The sequence below is a fragment of the Streptomyces sp. NBC_00080 genome (genome assembly GCF_045041255.1).
In the GTDB taxonomy this organism is placed as follows: Bacteria; Actinomycetota; Actinomycetes; order Streptomycetales; family Streptomycetaceae; genus Streptomyces; species Streptomyces coriariae.
The window spans coordinates 84,117-100,804 of record NZ_CP108235.1 but is presented as its reverse complement, the minus strand read 5'-3'; the positions used below and the strand labels follow the sequence as shown (position 1 = coordinate 100,804).

The 16,688-nt window shown below is 71.3% G+C and carries 15 protein-coding genes and 1 pseudogene; 14 read left to right on the top strand and 2 right to left on the bottom strand.

Going from position 1 to position 16,688, the window contains the following annotated elements:
* The first annotated feature begins 77 nt into the window (after positions 1-77).
* The 10 genes and pseudogenes from mvk (at position 78) to pcaB (ending at position 11,314) form a co-directional block, all read left to right on the top strand.
* Positions 78-1,058 (top strand): mevalonate kinase, encoded by a 981-nt coding sequence (mvk, locus tag OHU34_RS00450; RefSeq protein ID WP_235034842.1) that lies wholly within the window; start codon positions 78-80, stop codon positions 1,056-1,058.
* A complete protein-coding gene (gene mvaD / locus OHU34_RS00445) occupies positions 1,048-2,103 on the top strand; it encodes a diphosphomevalonate decarboxylase (protein WP_142270703.1) in 1,056 nt (351 codons plus the stop codon). Before mvk ends, mvaD begins: the two co-directional genes overlap by 11 nt.
* A pseudogene (locus tag OHU34_RS00440) lies at positions 2,100-2,966 on the top strand (phosphomevalonate kinase); the annotation flags it as partial. The gene mvaD and the pseudogene OHU34_RS00440, both read left to right, overlap by 4 nt.
* 61 nt (positions 2,967-3,027) lie before the next feature.
* Positions 3,028-3,222 carry a hypothetical protein gene (locus OHU34_RS00435; protein ID WP_405772092.1) on the top strand — a complete coding sequence of 65 codons (195 nt, stop codon included), beginning with the start codon at positions 3,028-3,030 and terminating at the stop codon, positions 3,220-3,222.
* A complete protein-coding gene (fni, locus tag OHU34_RS00430) occupies positions 3,219-4,310 on the top strand; it encodes a type 2 isopentenyl-diphosphate Delta-isomerase (protein ID WP_142270701.1) in 1,092 nt (363 codons plus the stop codon). The genes OHU34_RS00435 and fni overlap by 4 nt, the downstream gene beginning before the upstream one ends.
* The gene (locus OHU34_RS00425; RefSeq protein WP_142270700.1) at positions 4,307-5,368 is read left to right on the top strand and encodes a hydroxymethylglutaryl-CoA reductase; all 1,062 of its coding nucleotides are present in this window, start codon (positions 4,307-4,309) and stop codon (positions 5,366-5,368) included. The genes fni and OHU34_RS00425 overlap by 4 nt, the downstream gene beginning before the upstream one ends.
* 3 nt (positions 5,369-5,371) lie before the next feature.
* Positions 5,372-6,547, top strand: a complete 1,176-nt coding sequence (locus OHU34_RS00420) for a hydroxymethylglutaryl-CoA synthase (protein WP_142270699.1) — start codon at positions 5,372-5,374, stop codon at positions 6,545-6,547.
* A 133-nt stretch (positions 6,548-6,680) separates the two neighbouring features.
* Complete coding sequence (locus tag OHU34_RS00415) at positions 6,681-7,658, top strand: 3-oxoacyl-ACP synthase III family protein (protein ID WP_142270698.1); 978 nt, start codon at positions 6,681-6,683, stop codon at positions 7,656-7,658.
* Between the two features lie 289 nt (positions 7,659-7,947).
* On the top strand, positions 7,948-9,897 hold the full coding sequence (locus OHU34_RS00410; protein ID WP_142270697.1) for an FAD/NAD(P)-binding domain-containing protein: 1,950 nt from the start codon (positions 7,948-7,950) through the stop codon (positions 9,895-9,897).
* A complete protein-coding gene (gene pcaB / locus OHU34_RS00405; RefSeq protein ID WP_405764028.1) occupies positions 9,887-11,314 on the top strand; it encodes a 3-carboxy-cis,cis-muconate cycloisomerase in 1,428 nt (475 codons plus the stop codon). Before OHU34_RS00410 ends, pcaB begins: the two co-directional genes overlap by 11 nt.
* Positions 11,315-11,392: 78 nt before the next feature.
* Here pcaB and OHU34_RS00400 read toward each other — a convergent pair whose 3' ends face one another.
* Together OHU34_RS00400 and OHU34_RS00395 are read right to left on the bottom strand one after the other, a co-directional pair.
* On the bottom strand, positions 11,393-11,575 hold the full coding sequence (locus OHU34_RS00400; RefSeq protein WP_142270695.1) for a hypothetical protein: 183 nt from the start codon (positions 11,573-11,575) through the stop codon (positions 11,393-11,395).
* Positions 11,572-12,120, bottom strand: a complete 549-nt coding sequence (locus OHU34_RS00395) for a hypothetical protein (protein ID WP_405764026.1) — start codon at positions 12,118-12,120, stop codon at positions 11,572-11,574. Before OHU34_RS00395 ends, OHU34_RS00400 begins: the two co-directional genes overlap by 4 nt.
* Before the next feature lie 677 nt (positions 12,121-12,797).
* Here OHU34_RS00395 and OHU34_RS00390 point away from each other — a divergent pair.
* The 4 genes from OHU34_RS00390 (at position 12,798) to OHU34_RS00375 (ending at position 16,488) form a co-directional block, all read left to right on the top strand.
* Complete coding sequence (locus OHU34_RS00390; RefSeq protein ID WP_142270693.1) at positions 12,798-13,094, top strand: hypothetical protein; 297 nt, start codon at positions 12,798-12,800, stop codon at positions 13,092-13,094.
* Positions 13,095-13,293: 199 nt separating this feature from the next.
* Positions 13,294-14,172, top strand: coding sequence for an aromatic prenyltransferase (locus OHU34_RS00385; RefSeq protein WP_142270692.1), 879 nt, complete (start codon positions 13,294-13,296; stop codon positions 14,170-14,172).
* 78 nt (positions 14,173-14,250) lie between these two features.
* Positions 14,251-15,090: a nuclear transport factor 2 family protein gene (locus OHU34_RS00380; RefSeq protein WP_142270691.1), complete on the top strand. Its 840-nt coding sequence runs from the start codon at positions 14,251-14,253 to the stop codon at positions 15,088-15,090.
* A 375-nt stretch (positions 15,091-15,465) separates the two neighbouring features.
* On the top strand, positions 15,466-16,488 hold the full coding sequence (locus OHU34_RS00375; protein ID WP_405764024.1) for a ParB/RepB/Spo0J family partition protein: 1,023 nt from the start codon (positions 15,466-15,468) through the stop codon (positions 16,486-16,488).
* Positions 16,489-16,688: the final 200 nt, after the last annotated feature.

The following is a 16,688-nucleotide window of genomic DNA, read 5'->3' as shown; positions in this document are numbered from 1 at the left end:
AACTGGATACCGCGATCTCCATGCAGAACCGACCAGGGGAGCTGAGCGCGTTGACCCTACCGACCTCAGCGGAGGGGGTGTCAGAAGACCACCGGGCTCGCTCGGTCGGCATCGGCCGCGCCCACGCCAAGGCCATTCTGCTGGGAGAACACGCGGTCGTGTACGGAGCCCCGGCGCTCGCGCTGCCGGTACCGCAGCTCACCGTCACGGCGACCGCCGGCTGGTCCTCCCACACCGGCGACGATTCCGGCGATGTCTCCTTCACGATGACCGGCTCCCCTTCGCGGCCGATGATGACCCAGGCCTCCGACAGCCTGCGCCGGCTGACCACCGAGTTCAAGGCGGCCATGGACGTGGCCGGCAGCCCCCACCTCGACGTGATCGTCGACGGCGCTATCCCGCACGGCCGGGGCCTGGGCTCCAGCGCGGCCTGCGCCCGCGCGGTCGTCTTCGCCCTCGCCGACCTCTTCGGCCGCGAACTGAGCGAGGCCGCCGCCTACGACCTGGTGCAGACGGCCGAGAACGTGGCCCACGGCCGCTCCAGCGGCGTCGACGCGCGCGCCGTCGGCGCGCTGGCCCCGCTGCTGTTCCAGGCGGGCCGGAGCGAAGAACTCAGCATCGGCTGCGACGGCTTGTTCATCATCGCCGACAGCGGCGACGTGGGCAGGACCAAGGACGCCGTCGAGCTGCTGCGCGAGGGATTCCAGCAGCACCCCGGCGCGCAGGAGCGTTTCGTACGCCGCGCCTCGCAGCTGACCGACGAGGCCAGACACGCCCTCGCCGACGGCCGGCCCGAGCGACTGGGCGCCCGGCTGACCGACTACCACGACATGCTGCGCGCGGCCGGCCTCAGCACCAACAGGATCGACGCCCTGGTCGAGGCCGCGCTCACGGCGGGCAGCCTCGGAGCCAAGATCACCGGAGGTGGCCTGGGCGGCTGCGTGATCGCCCTGACCCAGCCGGTACAGGCAAGAGAGGTCACCCGGCACCTGCACGAAGCCGGCGCCGTACAGACCTGGGCCGTACCGCTGAGAGGGCTTGCCGACCATGCGCGCTGAACACCGCACCCCGACCGTCCCGCCGCCCCGCAGGGCCGGCCGGGAAGACGCCACCGCCGTCGCGCATCCCAACATCGCCCTCGTCAAGTACTGGGGCAAACGCGACGAGCAGCTGGTCCTGCCCCGGGTCGACAGCCTGTCGATGACCCTGGACATCCTTCCCACGACCACCCGCGTCCGCCTCGCCCCCAACGCGGACCACGACCGCGTCACACTCGGCGGGGCACCCGCCGAAGGCGAGGCACTGCGCCGCGTAGTCGCCTTCCTCGACCTGGTACGGGCCCGGGCCGGCCGCCCGCTGCGGGCCGTCGTGGACAGCCACAACACCGTCCCCACCGGGGCGGGCCTTGCATCCTCCGCGAGCGGCTTCGCCGCCCTGGCCGTCGCCGCCGCCGCCGCGTACGGCCTGGACCTGGACGCCACCGCGCACTCGCGGCTGGCCCGGCGCGGATCGGGCTCGGCCTCCCGGTCGGTCTTCGCGGGCTTCGCGCTGTGGCACGCCGGCCCGCCCGCCGCCACCCCGGCCCAGGCCGACCTCGACTCCTACGCCGAACCGGTGCCCGCCGCCGGCCTCGACCCCGCCCTGGTCATCGCCGTCGTCAACGCGGGCCCCAAGGCCGTCTCCAGCCGTGAGGCCATGCGGCGCACCGTCGACACCTCCCCGCTGTACGAACCGTGGGCGCTCTCCAGCAGGGACGACCTGAGCGAGATGCGCGCGGCGCTGGCACGGGCCGACCTCGACGCGGTGGGGGAGATCGCGGAACGCAACGCGCTCGGCATGCACGCGACGATGCTGGCCGCGCGCCCGGCGGTGCGCTACCTGGCGCCGGCCACGCTCACCGTCCTGGACAGCGTGCTCCAGCTGCGGCGCGACGGCGTCAGCGCCTACGCGACCATGGACGCCGGACCCAACGTCAAGGTGCTCTGCCACCGCGCGGACGCCGACCGGGTGGCCGACACACTGCGCGGCGCCGCCCCGGGCGGCCCGGTCCTCGTCGCCGGGCCGGGCCCGGGCGCCCGCCTGCTGCCCGAGGACACACCATGACCCCGGGAGGGACCCGGGGAGCCGGGGGGACGGTCGTCCGGCGCGCGCCGGGCAAGCTGTTCGTCGCGGGCGAGTACGCGGTCGTCGACCCCGGCAACCCGGCGATCCTGGTCGCGGTCGACCGCTACGTCACCGTCACCGTCAGCGAACTTCCTGGCACCGGCGTCGAGTTCACCTCCGACCTCGGCCCGCGAGCGGTACGCCTGAGATGGCACGGCGCCCGGCTCGGCACGCACGACGGGCCCGGCGCGCCCGCCGGCCTGGCCCACGTGGTCGCGGCGACCGAGACGGTGGCCCGGCTGCTGGCCGAACACGGCCTGCCCGTACCGGGATTCAGCCTCCGCGTCGACAGCGCCCTGCACGACAACGGCACCAAATACGGGCTGGGCTCCAGCGGCGCGGTGACCGTCGCGGCCGTCGCGGCCGTCGCGGCCTTCTGCGGCCTGCGACTCCCGCCCGAGGACCGCTTCAAGCTGGCCCTGCTCGCCACCGCCGAGATCGACCCCCGCGCCTCCGGAGGCGACCTCGCCGCCAGCACCTGGGGCGGCTGGATCGCCTACCAGGCACCCGACCGGGCCGCCGTACGCGACCTGGCCCGCCGCCACGGCGTCCAGGAGGCCCTGCGCGCACCCTGGCCGCACTTCGCGGCGCGCCGGCTGCCGGCGCCCGCGGGCCTGTCGCTGGAGGTCGGCTGGACCGGGACCCCCGCCTCCACCGCCGCTCTCGTCCGCGACCTGGACCGGCGGACCTGGCGCGGCAGCGCCTCCCACCGCACGTTCGTCGAGACCACCACCGACTGCGTGCACGCCTGCGCCGCCGCACTCGAACAAGGAGACCGTCAAAGCCTGCTGGAACAGATCCGGCGGGCCCGCCGCGAGCTGGCCCGCCTGGACGACGAGGTCGGCCTGGGCATCTTCACGCCCCCTGACAGCGCTGTGCGACGCCGCCGAAGCCGCCGGCGGCGCGGCCAAGCCCTCCGGGGCCGGCGGCGGCGACTGCGGCATCGCACTGCTGGACGCCGAGACCCCGCGGGACATCGATCAAGTGCGGGAACGGTGGGCCACGGCCGGGGTGCTGCCCCTGCCGGTCCGTCCCGCCGTGGAAGGGAACGAGGAATGATCGCACAACGCAAGGACGACCACGTCCGGCTCGCCGCCGACCAGCAGCGCGAGCACAGCGGACACAACCAGTTCGACGAGGTGTCGTTCGTCCACCACGCCCTGGCCGGCACCGACCGGCCGGACGTCTCCCTGGCCACGACCTTCGCCGGTGTCTCCTGGCCGGTGCCGCTCTACATCAACGCGATGACCGGCGGCAGCGAGAACACCGGCCTCATCAACCGGGACCTGGCCACCGCCGCCCGCGAGACCGGCGTGCCCATCGCGTCGGGATCCATGAGCGCCTACTTCAAGGACCCCTCCTGCGCCGGCACCTTCAGCGTGCTGCGCGAACAGAACCCCGACGGGTTCGTCATCGCCAACATCAACGCCACGGCCTCCACCGACAACGCCCAGCGTGCCGTCGACCTGCTGCGGGCCGACGCCCTCCAGATCCACGTCAACACCGTGCAGGAGACGGTGATGCCCGAAGGCGACCGCTCCTTCGCCTCCTGGCCCGGGCAGATCGAGAAGATCGCCGCCGCCGTCGAGGTTCCCGTGATCGTCAAGGAGGTCGGATTCGGGCTGAGCCGGGAGACGGTGGCCACGTTGAAGGACCTCGGCGTGCGGGTGGCCGACCTCGGCGGCCGCGGCGGCACGGACTTCGCCCGCATCGAGAACGGCCGGCGCGAACTCGCCGACTACGCCTACCTCCACGGCTGGGGCCAGTCCACCGCCGCCTGCCTCCTGGACGCCCAGGACTGCGGCCTGCCCGTCCTCGCCTCCGGCGGCGTGCGCAACCCGCTCGACGTCGCCCGCGCCCTGGCGCTCGGCGCCAGCGGCGTCGGAGCCTCCGGCGGATTCCTGCGTACCCTCCTTGACGGCGGCGTGTCCGCGCTGATCGCGCAGCTCGCCACCTGGCTCGACCAACTTGCCGCGCTCCAGACGATGCTCGGCGCACGCACCCCGGCCGACCTCACGCGCTGCGACCTGCTCCTCCACGGCGACCTGCGAGCCTTCTGCGCCGACCGGGGCATCGACACCCGGCCGCTGGCCCGGCGCTCCAGCAGCCCGGCCGCCCTCCACGAGATGACGGGAAGCACACGATGACCGAGGCGCACGCGATCGCCGGAGTCCCTATGCGCTGGGTGGGACCCGTACGCATCTCAGGAAACGTCGCCACCACCGAGACCCAGGTCCCGCTGGCCACCTACGAATCGCCGCTGTGGCCCTCCGTGGGCCGCGGCGCGAAGGTCTCCATGCTGGCCGAACAGGGCATCGTCGCCACCCTCGTCGACGAGCGGATGACCCGCTCGGTCCTCGTCGAAGCCACCGACGCACAGACCGCCCTCACCGCCGCACGCACCATCGACGCCCGCTTCGGCGAACTGCGCGAACTGGTGCGTACCTCCAGCAGGTTCGCCGAACTGATCGGCATCCGCCACGAGATCAACGCCAACCTGCTGTTCATCCGCTTCGAGTTCTCCACCGGCGACGCCTCCGGCCACAACATGGCCACCCTCGCCTCCGACCTCCTGCTCGGCCACCTGCTCGAGACGATCCCGGGCATCTCCTACGGATCGATCTCCGGGAACTACTGCACGGACAAGAAAGCGACCGCGATCAACGGCATCCTCGGCCGCGGCAAGAACGTCGTCACCGAACTGCTCGTGCCGCGCGACGTGGTCGAACGCGTCCTGCACACCACGGCCGCCAGGATCACCGAGCTGAACATCCGCAAGAACCTGCTCGGCACCCTCCTCGCCGGCGGAATCCGCTCGGCCAACGCCCACTTCGCCAACATGCTCCTCGGGTTCTACCTGGCGACCGGCCAGGACGCCGCCAACATCGTCGAAGGATCCCAGGGCGTCGTCCTGGCCGAGGACCGCGACGGCGACCTCTACTTCGCCTGCACCCTGCCCAACCTGATCGTCGGCACCGTCGGCAACGGCAAGGGCCTCGCCTTCGTGGACACCAACCTCGCCCGGCTCGGCTGCCGGGCCGACCGCGCCCCCGGGGAGAACGCCCGCCGCCTCGCCGTCATCGCCGCGGCGACCGTGCTGTGCGGCGAACTCTCCCTCCTCGCGGCCCAGACGAACCCGGGCGAACTCATGCGCGCACACGTCCAGCTGGAACGCGACAACAAGACCGCAAAGGTTGGTGTTTAGGGCATGGCCAGCGATTCCGCCATAGGCATTCACGATCTGTCGTTCGCGACCACCGGGTTCGTCCTGCCGCACACCGCGCTCGCCGAACACAACGGCACCGACATCGGCAAATACCATGCGGGCATCGGCCAGCAGTCGATGAGCGTGGCCGGCGCCGACGAGGACATCGTGACCATGGGCGCCGCCGCCGCCGCGCCCATCATCTCCCGGCACGGCGCCGACCAGATCCGCACACTCGTCTTCGCGACGGAGTCCTCGATCGACCAGGCGAAGTCGGCGGGCGTGTACGTGCACTCCCTGCTCGGGCTGCCGTCGGCCACTAGGGTCGTCGAACTGAAGCAGGCCTGCTACGGAGCGACGGCGGCCCTCCAGTTCGCCATCGGCCTCGTCCACCGCGACCCCGCACAACGCGTCCTGGTCATCGCCAGCGACATCTCCAAGTACGAACTCGACAGCCCCGGCGAGGCCACCCAGGGCGCCGCCGCCGTGGCCATGCTCGTCACCGCCGACCCCGCGCTGGTGCGCATCGAGGAACCCTCGGGCCTGTTCACCGCCGACGTCATGGACTTCTGGCGGCCCAACTACCGCGATGCCGCACTCGTCGACGGACAGGAGTCCATCACCGCCTATCTCCAGGCGGTCGAAGGGACCTGGAAGGACTACCAGGAACAGGGCGGCCGCGCACTCGAGGAGTTCAGCGCGTTCTGCTACCACCAGCCGTTCACGAAGATGGCCCACAAGGCACACCGCCACCTGCTGAACACCTGCGGCTACGACACCGACGACAGCGACATCAAACGCGCCATCGGCCAGACCACAGCCTGCAACAGGGTCGTCGGCAACAGCTACACCGCATCGGTCTACCTCGCACTCACCGCGCTGCTCGACCACGCGGACGACCTGAGCGGCCGGCCCGTCGGCTTCCTCAGCTACGGCTCCGGCAGCGTCGCCGAGTTCTTTGCCGGCACCGTCGTGCCCGGCTACCGCGCACACCTGCGCACCGAGGCGCACCGCGAGGCGATCGAGGCACGCCGGCCGCTCGACTACGCCGCCTACCGCGAACTGCACGAGTGGTCCTTCCCCACCGACGGCGGCGACCACCCCACCCCGGCACAGACCGCCGGCCCCTTCCGGCTGGCGGCGCTGCGCGGCCACAAGCGCATCTACGAACGGCGCTAGCACCGCCGTCACTCCCGCCCGCGGCCGGGCAGCCGGCCACGGCCGTCCCCCTCCCGCGGACGAGCCGCGGCCGCCCACCTGACGGCCCTTTTCCCCAGCCAACGGAAGTCCCCTTTGAAAAGAGGACAGGAGCATGACCGACATCGGGATCCTGGGAACGGGCGCCTATGTGCCGGACCGAGTCGTCTCCAACGACGAAGTCAGTGCGGCAGCAGGGGTCGACGACCCCTGGATCATCCGCAAGACCGAGATCCGCCAGCGCCGCTGGGCCGCCCCCGGCCAGGCCACCTCGGACCTGGCCACGGCCGCGGGACGGGCCGCGCTGGCATCGGCCGGCATCACCGCCGACCAGCTGTCGGCGATCGTGGTCGCCACCTCCACCCCGGACCGGCCGCAGCCGCCCACAGCCGCCTACGTCCAGCACAGCCTCGGCGCGGCCGGCGCGGCGGCGTTCGACGTCAACGCCGTGTGCTCCGGCGAGGTGTTCGCGCTCTCCGCGGTCGAGAGCGTGCTCGCCCGCCGGGGCGGCTACGCACTGGTCATCGGCGCGGACCTGTACTCGCGCATCCTCAACCCGCTCGACCGCAGGACTGTCGTGCTGTTCGGCGACGGCGCCGGCGCCATGGTCCTGGGCGCGGACGGCCAAGGCGCCTGCATCCGCCACCTCCAGCTGCACACCTACGGCGAACTGGCGGATCTGATCCAGGTGCCCGCGGGCGGCAGCCGGCTGCCCTGCGACCCGGCCGCCCTCGAAGCGGGCCTGCACTACTTCACGATGGACGGCCGCGCGGTGCGCCGCTTCGTCGAGGACCGCGTGCCGCAGCTGACCAAACAGTTCCTGCACGAGGCCGGTGTCGTCCCCGACGACATCAGCCACTTCATCCCGCACCAGGCCAACGGCGTCATGCTCGGCACAGTCTTCGCCGGCCTCGCCCTTCCCAACGCCACCATGCACCTGACCCTGGACCGCTACGGCAACACGGGAGCCGCCTCCATCCCGATCACCCTGGACGAGGCCGCCCGCGCGGGCGCCTTCCGCCAGGGCGATCTGATCCTCCTGGCCGGCTTCGGCGGCGGCATGGCGGCGGGGTTCGCACTGGTCGAGTGGTGAGAGGAGCCCTGACCTCCGCCACACCCCCCGCACTGTGCGCGGGGGGCGCGCCCGCGCGCGCGTCGTGACAGAACAGGCCCGGGCGTCCGCCCGGCCGAGGGCCTTGCAGGACCGCCGGGCGCGGGAGCGAGCAGCACCGCCCGCACGCTCCTCACCACACCGCCCCCCCCGTGACCCGGGCAGAACAAGGGGCGGCACCGCCGCCCCGCACCGCGACAGCGGCGCGCACGCGGCGGCCCGCCGGGTACGGCCCTGGCTCTGTTGCCCGACATCGGCAGAAACGGTAGACATGACAGCGGAACATCGAACGGTGTGCGTGATAGGTGCCGGACCGCGCGGGCTCTGCGTGCTCGAGCGGCTGGCCGCCAACGCCCGTTCGGCGCCCCCGGACAGCACCGTCCACGTCCACGTGGTCGACCCCTACCCGCCGGGACCCGGCCGGGTATGGCGCACGGACCAGTCCCCTCACCTGCTCATGAACACCGTCGCCGGACAGATATCGGTGTTCACCGACGCCAGCGTCGACCTGCGCGGCCCGCTGGAACCCGGACCGAGCCTGCACGAATGGGCCGTGGCACTCACCGAGAACACGACGGGCGACGGCCACCCGGCACACGTCCTCCAAGAAGCCCGCGCCCTAGGCCCCGACACCTACCCCACCCGCGCCTTCTACGGCCACTACCTGCGCTGGGCCTACCGGCGCATCGTCGACGGTGCGCCCGCCGGCCTCAGCGTCACCGCCCACCGCTGCCGCGCCGTGGCCCTGGACGACGTCCCCGGCGGCCCGCACCAGCGGGTAACGCTCGCCGACGGAACCCTCCTGGAGGATCTCGACGCCGTGATCCTGTGCCAGGGACATCTGCCGGCCCGCCCGGACACCGCCGAACAGGAACTGCTCTCCCAGGTACGCCGGCAAGGACTGCGCCACATCCCCCCGGCCAACCCCGCCGACGTCGACCTGGACGTCCTGGCCCCCGGCACGAAGGTGCTGCTGCGCGGACTCGGACTGAACTTCTTCGACTACCTCGCCCAGCTCACCGTCGGCCGCGGCGGCTCCTTCACCCAGGTCGGCGGCCGGCTCACCTACCACGCCTCCGGACAGGAACCCCTGATCCACGCCGGCTCCCGGCGCGGCATCCCCTACCAGGCCCGGGGTGAGAACGAGAAGGGCCCCCACGGCCGCCACGAGCCGCTCCTGCTCACCGTCGAACGCATCACCCGGCTGCGCCGTACCCACGCCGGCTCCGGAGCCGACTTCAAGGCCGACCTGTGGCCGCTGATCTCCCGCGAGGTCGAAGCCGTCTACTACGCAACGCTGCTCAGGTCACGCGGAGACACCTCCCACGCGCAGCGGTTCCAGGCCGACTACCTGGGAGCCGGCTGGGGACAGCGGCACACCGACGCCGTCCTCGACGCGTACGGCATCGGCGACAAGGACCGCTGGGACTGGGAACTGCTCGCCAAGCCCTACCGCAACCGGGAGTTCACCGGCCCGCGGGACTTCACCGGCTGGCTCCTGGACTACCTGCGCCAGGACGCCGCGGAAGCTAAGTCCGGCAACGTCAGCGGCCCGCGCAAGGCGGCCCTCGACGTCCTGCGGGACCTGCGCAACGAGATCCGCCTGGCCGTCGACCACGGCGGCCTGCACGGCGACTCCTACCGCACCGACCTGGACGGCTGGTACACCCCACTCAACGCACACCTGTCGATCGGCCCACCGGCCCGGCGCATCGAGGAGATGGCGGCACTCATCGAGGCCGACACCCTGCGGATCGTCGGACCGGACATCCAGGTGAGCGTCGACCGCACCGGATACACCGCCAGTTCACCGCTCGTGCCCCGCTCCGCGGTCCACGTCGACGCACTTGTCGAGGCACGCCTGCCCGTGATCACACTGAACCGCACCGACGACACCCTCCTGCGCCACCTGCTGGCCACCGGACAGTGCACCGCCTACCGTATCCGCACCCGCACGGGAGACCCCTACCGCACCGAGGGCATGGCCGTCACCGAACGGCCGTTCCGCCTGATCGACGCCGCCGGACGCGCCCACCCCCGCCGCTTCGCCTTCGGCGTGCCCACGGAGTCGGTGCACTGGGTGACGGCCGCCGGCATCCGGCCCGGCGTCAACTCGGTGACACTCACCGACGCCGACGCCATCGCCCGCGCGGCGCTCGGCCGCGACGGCGCACACGGACAGGACGCTCCCGCCGGACAAGGACTCGCACATGCCCAGTGACACCGCCCTCCCCGCGGACACCGCCGCCGGCCCGGCCGCGGCGCAGCCGGACTGCGGCCTGTTCTCGCCGGTCTGGGCAGACACCCCCGTCGTGGCCGCGGTCTCCGACAGTGCCTGGCTACAGGCCATGCTGGACGCCGAGGCGGCACTGAGCCGGGCACAGGCCCGCCTCGGCACGGTGCCCGAGACCGCCGCACAGGTGATCACCCGCTCGGCACGCGCCGACCACCTGGACCTGATGTCCCTGGCCCGCCAGGCCCGCCAGTCCGCCAACCCCGTGGTGGCGCTGGTCCGCGAGTTCACCGCACTGGTCGCGGCCCGGGATCCCGACGCCGCCGCCTACGTGCACCGCGGATCCACCAGCCAGGACATCCTCGACACGGCGACCGTCCTGGTGGCCCGCCGCGCCCTGCTGCTGATCCGCACCGACCTGGAACGCATCGAGCAGTCGCTGGCCGCACTCGCCGGCGAACACCGCGACACCCTCATGACAGGCCGCACCCTGGCCCTGCACGCGGTGCCGACGACGTTCGGCTGCAAGGCCGCCGGCTGGCGCCACCTCGTCCTGGACGCGGCACAGAAACTGGACCGGCTCACCGGCGGGGACCTTCCCGTCCAACTCGGCGGAGCCGCCGGGACCCTGGCCGGATACCTCCAGCACGCCCAGGACGCCGAACCCGCCGCCTACGTCCAGGACCTCACCGAGGCCTTCGCCGCCGAACTGGGGCTGTCCGCCCCCCTCATCCCATGGCACGTCCTGCGCACCCCCGTGGTGGACGTGGCCACCGCCGCCGCGTTCACCTGCGGCGCCCTGGGTAAGATCGCCGTCGACGTGCTGTCGATGACCCGCACCGAGGTCGCCGAGGTGCACGAGCCCGCGCCCCCGGGCCGCGGCGCGTCCTCGGCCATGCCGCACAAACGCAACCCCGTCCTGGCGACGGTGATCAGATCCGCCGCCTTGCAGACACCGCAGCTCGCGGCGACCGTACTGGGCTGCATGCTGAGCGAGGACGAGCGCTCCGCCGGCGCCTGGCACGCCGAATGGGAGCCGCTGCGCGCCCTTCTGCGGCTGACCGGAGGAGCGGCGCACCAGACGGCGGACCTCGTCTCCCAGCTCTCGGTGGACACGGCACGCATGCGCGCCAACACCGAGATCACCGGCGGACAGATCGTCTCCGAGAGGATCGCCGCCGTCCTCGCGCCGCTGCTCGGAAAGGCGCGGGCACGGGACCTGCTGAACGAGGCATCCGCACGCTCCGCGCGCACCGGCGAACCGCTGGCCGAGATCCTCGGGCAGGACGACCGGGCGTCGGCCGCCCTGGCAGGCGTCCCGCTCACCGACCTGTTCGCGGCCGAGGCCTACACCGGGGCCGCAGGCCCCCTGACGGAGCGCGCGTTGTCCCGGTCACTGCCCTAGCACCGCGCAGCACAGCACAGGCCGGCCCGGCCCGGGCGGCGCCCGGAAAAGGAGAGCCCGGCCGGGAACCCGGCCGGGTCAGTGCCGACGCTGCAGAGCGATCTCCGTGAGCTCCTCTATGTCGAACTCCGAGCGACCCGGCGTCCCGTAGCGGGTGATCTTCCCCCGGCTCACCCACTTCCGGATGGTCGCCTCGGACACACCCGCGGCGAGGGCGGCCACATTCGTCGGCACGAGCCTGTGGCGTGGCGGTCTGTTCATGCGGCATCCTTTCGCTGCCTATTCATGAGATGCCGCAGGGCAAGCCACTCGTGCATCTCCCATGAATGTCCAGACGAACAGCTGATGCTGCTCCGTACCGCACTCCCGCCGCCCGGCGGCGACGCGCTGATGATCCCCGGGCAGTTGTCCATGACGCACTCCCTGATCAGGGCACGGAGATGGCCCGGCTCAGGATCGATGGTGCGCAGCAGCTCGGCGTGGAGACTCTCGACCTCGTCCGCGAAGTCCGCCGCCGGAGGCTGGGCGGCGAGCCATTCCAGGTTGACTGTCAGAAAACGTGCGAGATGCGGAACGGAGCGGGTCGGAAAAACGGTTTCGAGCTCCTCCACGATGATTTCCGACCATGACTCCAGGATGGCGAGAATGTTGTGCCGGGTGTCGAGCGCGGAAACATTCAGATGATCCCGCCTGCGGCTCCCCGAAACTTTCGTCGGATTGTTCATCCGCCGGGACGTCGACGCTACGTGGTGCAGACATTCCTGATGGAGCCCGGGAAGCGCGCGCAAGTGACGCTCCACCTGCATGATGCAAGGGGCGCAGAGGACGGATCCGGCAGCGGCACGGATATCCTGGGCATGGCCCCTGGGGCATGACTGAAACTCCATTGAATCTCCTTCATGAGACGGCTCGCCCCGCAATCGTCATGGATCGCACGTATTCCATGCGGATTGCTGCGCAGTCGATGCGTTATCGGCACCCCGGGGGAGTGGGTGATATTTCATGATCCGCACGCCGAGACCACTGGAAGACGTCGCGGATGTACATGAAACGGGCCCGTCCGGAGAATCTCGGAAAGGTTCCTGTTCCGTTCCGGCGGGCGCAGGCCCAGACGCGTTGTGCGGGCAGGACTGCTCTGCGCGTTCCGTTCCCCCGTACTGCGCAGCCCCTTCCAACGCTTGTCCATGCGAATCTCTGGGATTACTGGGAGAGTTCCATGGGTGCTCAAGGGTGTCAACGTTCACCCCAGCAGGACGAGAGCGATAATCTAGCAGCTGGAAATTTCCCTTTTCGCCGCCGATCGCCGCCCGCGGCCGGTGCCGTGATCTTTTCGAAGATGCCCTGGTCCGGCCGTCGCCGTCACACCGCCGCCGGCGTCATTCCCGCCCCCCGTACCCGCACGCCGTACCCGCGTCCGCCCGCACCCGCGTCCGCTCAAGGGAAGACGCTGCACCCGCCTCCGAACACGCCGAGGAGCGCCGCCATGCCGATCTCGCAGCCGCCCGCGCACAAGGCCGAGTTCGCCTCCCGGGCGCGGGCCGAGGCCCTCGCCATGGCCGGCGCCGACCCGGACCGCGCCCACCGCCCGCCGGGCGCACTGGCGGCCGCCGCGCTGCGCGCGTACAGCACACTGTCGGCGGGGACCGGCCGGAGCGTCCCGGTGACCGTGTTCGCGGCGGGTGGCGACGGGGTGCGGGAACTCGCGGCCTTCCTCGCGGTGTACGCGGCCGAGCAGGAGCGCCAGGAGCGGCAGAGCGCCCAGGGCGTCGCGGCGGCGTGAGCCGGAGCGCCGCTGAAGGTGAGCTCGAAGTTCCGTAGTGCGTACGGGGCTTGTGGGATCAGCCGTTCCTAGGGTGAGGCCTGCAAGCCCCCGGCGCGCCCGCCCGCCCGGGCGGCCCCCGCCGCCCGTCCTTCTTTCGGGAGGACGGATCGTCACATCCCTGTTCGAGTAAGGGTTCATGCCGACACTTGGAGGAAGAATGCCCGGAACTGCCGGCGTGGAAGAGGTCCGCACAGCCATCGAGGAAGCGGCCGGACTGCTGGACGTGCCCTGCTCGCGTGACACGGTCGGGCCGATCCTCACCGCCTTCGCACCGTTCGAGGGCGGGGTCATTTTCAGCGCGTCGGCGGGCGAGCGCCACGCGGGAGACCTCGACCTCACCGTCCAGGTGCCCCGACGGATCGCCGATCCCTACGCCCACGCGCTGGCGAACGGCTTTCTCGACCCGACCGACCACCCCGTCGGCTCCCTGCTCGCGGACCTCCGAGACCGGTGCTCCATCGACGAGTACCTCATCGACTTCGGAGTCGTCGGCGGGTTCAACAAGGTCTATGTGCACTTCCCCCGTGACGTGCAGTCGGTGGCACAGCTCGCCGCCGTCCCCTCCATTCCGCCCGCGCTGGCCGAGAACGCCGGATTCTTCGCCCGGCACGGCCTGGACGACGTCGCGATGATCGCGATCGACTACCGGAACAGCACGACGAATCTGTACTTCCAGGTCCCCGGCATAGAACCGAAGGTCATTCTTTCAATGCTTCAGGAGCTGGGCCTGCCGGAACCGGAGCAGGAACTGGTGGAGTCCGCCGCCAAGACGTTTAGGGTCTACGTCACCCTCGGCTGGGACTCTTCGAAGATCGAGCGGATCAGCTTTGCCCGGAGCCTGGACCTGCCGGTGATCCAGGCCCGTGTCGAGCCGGAGATCACACGGTTCGTGACAGGCACTCCGTACACCTACGACGGCGAGCGTTTCAGCATCTCGATCGTCAAGTGGTCGCCCGACGGCGAATGGTTCAACGTCGGATCGTACTTCCAATTCGGCCCGCTTCAGTGGGAGGTTCTGCGGAAAATCCTCAGGTGACAGCCGGCCCGCGAAGACGAGGGGCGCGAGATCCCCGAACCGCCAGACCCTTCTCACGGCAAGGAGATCATCGAGCCCATGACCGACCGACATGATGACACCGGCCTGCCGCGGCCGGCGGACCCGGACGTACGGCGCCGGCACGCCGTCCGCGTCGTGCACGCCTTCTACACGGCCCTGGAGGCCAAGGACCTCGACGCGTTCGCGGAACTGTGGACGGCGGACGCCGTGTACCGGGTTCCCGTCACCCCGTACGGCGTTCCCGGCGAATTCGCCGGGCGGGACGCCATCGTGGCCGGACTCCGCCAGTTCTTCGCCCTCTTCGGCAAGACGCGGTTCACCTGGGACGCCGAACCGATGGGCGACCCCCGACGGGTGCTGGCCACCTGGACACTGGAGATCGAACTGCTCGGCGGAGGCACCTACCGCAACCGGGGAGCGTCGATCTTCCGGCTGGAGCACGACCGGATCGCCGAGTTCACGGAATACGTCGACACCGCCGCGTTCCTGGGCCTCTTCTCCGCCACGATCGGCACGGCACACCGGTTCTTCGAGCTGCTGAACGCCAAGGATCTCGACGCGTGGGGCGAACTGTGGCACGGACAGGGCACGATCACCGTGCCGTACTCCCCGCAGGGAAGCCCGTCCACGATCGAGGGCAAGGACGAGATCGTCGCCGCCTACCGCGAACTCTTCGCGGCGTACGAGACGTTCGGCACCGAACTGACCGGTGTCCACCCCGCCGTGGGCTCCGACGCGGTCTGCGTGCAGTACAGGATCCGCGCGACACTCGCCGGCGGAGCGGAGTACACCAACGACGCCATCGCGGTCCTCCGCTTCCGGGACGGGCTGATCAGCGCCTTCCACGACTACGTCGACCCGCGCCGCTTCCAGGACGTCCTCGACACGCTCCGGTGAAACCGGCGTGTGCGGCAGCACCGTTCCCGCCCGTGCGGCAGGGGACTCAGCCGCCGCAAGCCGGATCCTCGACGGAATCTCCAGCTCCCCTTCAGCGGTTTTTGACGGTGAAAGAGAAACTCACCCACCGCTAGACGATCGCTCTCACTCCGGTAGAAAGAACATTGACACCCCCGATCGCCCGTGGAAATCTCCCAGTGCCCCCAGTCACGTATAGGCACACATCGGGGGATCTGCGCAACAACGGGGGAACGGAACACACATGACAGCCCCATTCACTGAACATGTCAGGGCCTGCACCCTCCAGCACGGATCCGAATAACTCAGCCACCGGAAATATGGCTCCGCTTCCGCATTGCTGTCAGGAGGTGCACGTTGTCTCTGACCGAGCAGTTGACCTGTCCGACCGCCGATCTCGACGAGATCGAACCGTCGGCCATCTGGATCGCCTCGCACCCGATCACCCGCGTCCGGATCGGCTCGCTCGTCTTCGAGGACTCCCCCCGCCTGGACGGGGAGGACCAGGACCACGTACGGATGCTCGCCGAGGCCGGGGACGCCCTGCCCCCCATCACCGTGCACCGCCCCACCCTGCGCGTCATCGACGGCGCCCACCGGGTGCGCGCGGCCCTGCTCAACGGCCGGGCCGGGATCGCCGCCCGGCTGCTGGACTGCGACGAGGCCGCCGCCTTCGTCCTGTCCGTGAAGGCCAACATCACCCACGGTCTGCCGCTGTCGCGGGCCGACCGGGCGGCCGCGGCGGCACGCATCATCCTGACCCACCCGCGGTGGTCGGACCGCGCGGTCGCCGCCGCCACCGGGATCTCCGACAAGACCGTCTCCCGCATCCGTTCGCAGACCGCCGCGCAACACAGCGGGCAGTCCGGCACCAGACTCGGCCGGGACGGCCGGATGCGCCCCGTCGACAGCGGCCAGGGCCGCCGCCGCGCCGCAGCGATCTTCCTCGACCGGCCCGACGCCGGCCTGCGCGAGGTCGCCCGCGCCACCGGGCTCTCCCCGGCCACCGTGCGCGACGTGCGCCAGCGCATCGACCGCGGAGAAGACCCCGTCCCGGGCCGCTACCGCAGCGTCCGCGACCCCCGGCCCGCCGCCACGAACCGCCCGCGCCCGCCCGCCGCCCCCGCCGACCGCGAAGCCGCTCCGGTGGACCGTCAGAAGCTGCTCGCCAAGCTCAGCGAGGACCCCTCCCTGCGGCTCAACGAAGCCGGCCGGCGCGCCCTGCGCTGGCTGCACCACTACTCCGTCGACGGCGACAGCATCGAGACCCTCGAGCAGGGACTGCCCTGTCACTGGGCCCCCGAGGTCGCCGACCTGGCCCGTAGCTGCGCGGCCGCCTGGAGCGAACTGGCGGCACAGCTCCAGCAGCGCGCCGAATAACCCCCGCGCACACCGCACACGCGCCGACCGGGCGGCGGACACACCACCGCCGCCGCCACCGCACCCACCCCACCCCGTCCCGCCGGGCCCGCACCCGGGAAGCCGGCGGGGGACCGGCCGACCGGCCGCGGATGTCACATTCGCGGGCCGGGCGGTGTCTTCATGCCGCACAGGCCGACAGGCCACCCGATCGAGGAGAA

Coding starts and splice junctions, on each gene's coding strand:
- mvaD (WP_142270703.1), top strand. CDS start 1,048: ATGCGCGCTGAACACCGCACCCCGACCGTCCCGCCGCCCCGCAGGGCC.
- OHU34_RS00425 (WP_142270700.1), top strand. CDS start 4,307: ATGACCGAGGCGCACGCGATCGCCGGAGTCCCTATGCGCTGGGTGGGA.
- OHU34_RS00410 (WP_142270697.1), top strand. CDS start 7,948: ATGACAGCGGAACATCGAACGGTGTGCGTGATAGGTGCCGGACCGCGC.
- OHU34_RS00385 (WP_142270692.1), top strand. CDS start 13,294: ATGCCCGGAACTGCCGGCGTGGAAGAGGTCCGCACAGCCATCGAGGAA.
- OHU34_RS00420 (WP_142270699.1), top strand. CDS start 5,372: ATGGCCAGCGATTCCGCCATAGGCATTCACGATCTGTCGTTCGCGACC.
- OHU34_RS00415 (WP_142270698.1), top strand. CDS start 6,681: ATGACCGACATCGGGATCCTGGGAACGGGCGCCTATGTGCCGGACCGA.
- OHU34_RS00395 (WP_405764026.1), bottom strand. CDS start 12,120: ATGCAGGTGGAGCGTCACTTGCGCGCGCTTCCCGGGCTCCATCAGGAA.
- OHU34_RS00400 (WP_142270695.1), bottom strand. CDS start 11,575: ATGAACAGACCGCCACGCCACAGGCTCGTGCCGACGAATGTGGCCGCC.
- OHU34_RS00390 (WP_142270693.1), top strand. CDS start 12,798: ATGCCGATCTCGCAGCCGCCCGCGCACAAGGCCGAGTTCGCCTCCCGG.
- fni (WP_142270701.1), top strand. CDS start 3,219: ATGATCGCACAACGCAAGGACGACCACGTCCGGCTCGCCGCCGACCAG.
- OHU34_RS00380 (WP_142270691.1), top strand. CDS start 14,251: ATGACCGACCGACATGATGACACCGGCCTGCCGCGGCCGGCGGACCCG.
- pcaB (WP_405764028.1), top strand. CDS start 9,887: ATGCCCAGTGACACCGCCCTCCCCGCGGACACCGCCGCCGGCCCGGCC.